The sequence below is a fragment of the Candidatus Schekmanbacteria bacterium genome, from assembly GCA_003695725.1.
Taxonomy (GTDB): domain Bacteria; phylum Schekmanbacteria; class GWA2-38-11; order GWA2-38-11; family J061; genus J061.
Map to the genome: position 1 here is coordinate 1 of RFHX01000272.1, position 4,253 is coordinate 4,253.

Consider the following 4,253-nt stretch of genomic DNA (forward strand, 5'->3'; position numbering starts at 1 on the left):
AATTTATATATCCAAGAGCTTTAAGTTTATTCATTAATTTTTCATCACTCATCGATTTTTTATTTTTTGCCTCTTTTTTCTCTTTTTTCTTCCTCGGCATATAATATGTATCAATATAAATTGGAGGATTGCTTGCAATCATTTTTTCATTGATTATATTTGTTAATACAACTCCATCCATATCTCGTGCCACAGGCAAACCTAATAAATATAAAATAGTCGGCGCAATATCGTAGATTGAAGGTTTCTTACCTGAAAAATCTTTCCTGATATTCTTTCCTGAAGCAATAAATATTCCGTCAGGACCCAGTCCATGAGCTCCATTCTGCCGTGAATCCAATCCTGTAAAAAAGGGCTCATGCCCATGGTCGGATATTACAAAGATAGTGGTATTTTCATTGGCTTTTTCTATTACTTCTCCAAGATATTTATCAACTTGAATATAATAATCATCGATTACACTTCCGTATTTTTCTCTTTCTTCTTCAGTTATATAAGGAAACTTCTCCTTATCCGAATTTCTGTATTTCCAAAATTTATGTTCAAAGTCATCAGTCCCTCTTAAATATACAGTAAAAAAATTGGTTTCTCCATTTCTTGCAAGCATCTCCATCGCCAAATTGAAATAAATGTTTTCTGATTGATAATTATATTTTTGAAATGGTGTAAGATAAACTTTCCTCTTCAAATCAGAAGACAAAAAACGTTTAGTATTTTTCGCGATTTCTTCACATATGGTGTCAGGATAGACGAGGTTATGATATTTTTGACAGGCGTCATTATGATTCTTCCTTTCAGCAACAACAGTTCTAATAAAGCGGTCTGAAATCATATAGCCATTTATTTCTTCTGCGGGCCATGAGGGGAACCAATTCACAACAACTGATGATAAGCCATATCTGGTAAGAATGTTCCAAATTGCAGGTGTCTTTCTGTAATAAGTATTAGATGGATAAACATTAATCAAACCTGTAAAAGTCAAATAGTGAAGTTTGCTAAAAAAACCCCTTTGCATAATGTCATGTAATGGTGTTTCAGCACCTCTAAAAAAAATCAAAATAAATGATTTAATTCCATGTTTTTCTTCTTTTTGTCCTGTAGCAATGGAAGTCCAAAGAATGGGTGAATATGTTGGCACGGATGTTTTTATTGGAGCCCTAACACCATTATCTATCAGTTTTTTAAAATTTGGAAGTTCCCCTTTTTGTAAAAGTGGATCAATGATACGCCAAGTTGCTCCATCGATACCTATTAGAAACACATTGTTCTTCTTGCCATATGGCATTTGTGAAATTTGCTGGTCTATCTGATGAAATGATATTTGATTTATTTTATTATATGATACAGGAATTAGTGTAGATAAAAGGAGAAGAAGAATAACAGTTGCCGCTATGTGCCACTTTTTCAAAAAAGAGAAGGATATGTTGTATATTATCTGAAATAATAGAGTAATCATATATGCAGCTAAAATGGAAAAAATGGCTAGAATCAAAACTGCTGACCACATCAGGAAAGCCATTTTGTAGTAAGTATTTGCAAAAGGAAATATTGAATAGTAGGAAAAATACATTATGAGGCGATTCAAAAGAGGAATGAAAACAGCCACAGCAAAGATTAAAAAAAAGGTATACCTTTCAAGAAGCCCTCTTACGATTACAGATGGTTTGAAGATGCGAAAAAAAAGATAGATAAGAGAAAAAAGCGTTAACCCGCCAAACAAAATAAAAATTAGACAGGTAATTATCAGATATATCGAAATGACAAAGGAATCTTTATATGAAACTATCTCACTATTTATGAAAATAGTTCCTGTCTGGACCACAATTCCATCCAAAAAAGCAAGAAGTAAAAGTTTAGGAAGAAAAAGTTTGATTTCATCAAAATAATTTGTCTTTAGATTCAATTTATTTTTGTCTTTATTCATTCCATAACCCCGCTTTTTTCATTTTTCTTATAAGCCATTTTTCTGAATTCTTTCCAACAGTATCACGAATCCATAATCCTTGACAGTTTCGGCATACTTCTATTTCGGAAAAATTGCCATTGATATGTTTTTTTCTTATCTCCTGTAAAAGCTTCCCCTTCCATATCCTCTCAATTGTATCATCTTTAACATTGCCAATAATTCCTTTATGATAATAATCTATACAGCAAACTGAAACAGTGCCGTCCCAATTAATCGTCATTGAAAGCCATAAACTTATGCAAGGATAACGATAGCGCAAGAATTCATTTTTTTTTCCATTCTTGCCTTTTCTTCCGGGCCATGAGAATTCTTTGCTTATTACGACTTCATCTGCAATATGCTTCCATTTGTTTTTGAAATCTTCTATTTCGTTTCTATTTTCATCGACAGGAATAATCTTTACTCTAATGGCAGGATTGATTTTCCCAATGCTATTTCTGAACTTAATCATCTCTTTAACATTGCTCTCAACTTTGCTTAAGCCTCCTCTTCCTTTTATCGCTCTATATGTCTCTTCATAATTTGCATCAATATTTACTATGACACTGTCTAATCCTGACAGTATAAGTCTTTTTATCTTATCTTCTGAAAGAAGATGGGCATTAGTGCTTAAATGTGTCCTGTATGCAGCTTTCTTTGAAACAGCATATTCTATCATCTCAAAAAGACCTTCATGAAGAAGCGGTTCTCCATCTTTATGGAAAAAAATCGCAGTTCTTTTCCCATAATTGACACTTTCATCGATAACCTTTCTAAAAGTTTGAAAATCCATAAACCCTCTTTCCATAAAATCTTCATCATTTTGGGGACACATTTTGCATCGTAGGTTGCAACGGTTTGTTGGTTCAATAAAAAGATTTGAGGGAAAATCGAGGGATATTCGCTTTTTTTCAATAAAATTTCTTATCCTTCTGTTTCGAGCAGCGATAATTGTGGCTTTTCTCAATAGACGATCTTTTAGTTGGGGGAACATATTTCCTTGCTTTTATCCCTTTTCATAAACATCTGTTCGAATCTTTTTGCCTGAAAGTGTATCTTTATAGACTTCAATAATCGAATCAGCTACTCTATCCCAGCTATATACTTTTCTAATTCTTTCCAAAGACTTTCTTCTATATTCCTTCACTAATTCCTCATTTTCTAAAAGTTCACTCAATTTATTTCTTAATGAATCAACATCATTTTTTTCGTAACTTAATCCTGCATTGCCAATAGTTTCAAGGTTTTCCGGAATCGAATTGACAAGCACACAATTGCCTGTACCCATAGCTGTTAAAAGTGCTGGTGAAGTGCCATCAACAAGTGATGGTTGGACATATAAATATGCACCTGAATAAATAGCTCTGCATTCATCTCCGTACACAAAACCAAGAAAACTTACATTTGAATTTTTGGCTTTCTCTTTTAAAAGCTTTATATAATCAGTTGTAAACCAATCACCACCAATGATTGCCAATTTTTTGGATGTTTTCAGCTTTACAAAAGCTTCTATGAGATTATGCACTCCTTTTTCAGGAATAAGTCTTCCAACGAATAAAATGTAGTCATTTTCTTTGAGACCATATTTTTCTAAGACTTTTTTATCAGCTTTTCTTCCAATATCTGCCCCATAGGGTATATAAACAGTTTCTACATTAAATTTTTCCCTATAATATTTTTGAACAGATTTGGAATCTACTATAATTGCGTCCGAAATCTTTGTAGCAAGCTTAGCAGAATTGAAAAGGAACCATTTTGCAAATTTTCCCCACTTATCCCTTTCCCAATCGAAAGAATCAGCTGAAACAACTACTTTCGTTCCAATCAATTTCAAGAACAAAATAAAAATTGCATTCCCAACACCGTATATATGGACTATATCTTTTCTTCTGAAAAACATATGTATAACCGAAAGAAAAGTATGGCTCAATGTTTCAAGGCTTTTATGACCTAATGATGGCAGTTTGACCAACCTTACCCCTTTATAATATTTATCTTTCAATTTAATATTTCTCCTTCGACAATAGACAACTACATCGAGCCCTTTTTCAGCATGCCTTATTGCTACATTATCAACACAGGTTTCAAAGCCGCCATGTCTTGCAGGTATTCCATTAATACCTGTAATATATATCTTCAGTTTCTCTTTCATACTGTTGATTCAATTATCAAAATAAAATAAAAAATTTCATTGGAAAGATTGTTTCGGTATATCTGTTTAAGCCTATGAGATATAAAAAAGCCAAATCCAAAGAATTTACATAAAAATATCGAATATTTAACTTTAAATATCAACATCTTATTGCAT

3 protein-coding genes are annotated in these 4,253 nt (G+C 32.5%); all 3 read right to left on the bottom strand.

The window, feature by feature from the left end:
• Window positions 1–1,924 (bottom strand): hypothetical protein (locus D6734_10515; protein ID RMF93253.1); only part of this gene is annotated, 1,924 nt, incomplete at its 3' end.
• Entirely contained in the window at window positions 1,917–2,939 is a 1,023-nt protein-coding gene (locus tag D6734_10520; GenBank protein RMF93254.1) for a radical SAM protein, read from the bottom strand. The genes D6734_10520 and D6734_10515, both read right to left, overlap by 8 nt.
• 12 nt (window positions 2,940–2,951) lie before the next feature.
• Window positions 2,952–4,097 (bottom strand): glycosyltransferase, encoded by a 1,146-nt coding sequence (locus D6734_10525; protein ID RMF93255.1) that lies wholly within the window; start codon window positions 4,095–4,097, stop codon window positions 2,952–2,954.
• Window positions 4,098–4,253 lie beyond the last annotated feature (156 nt).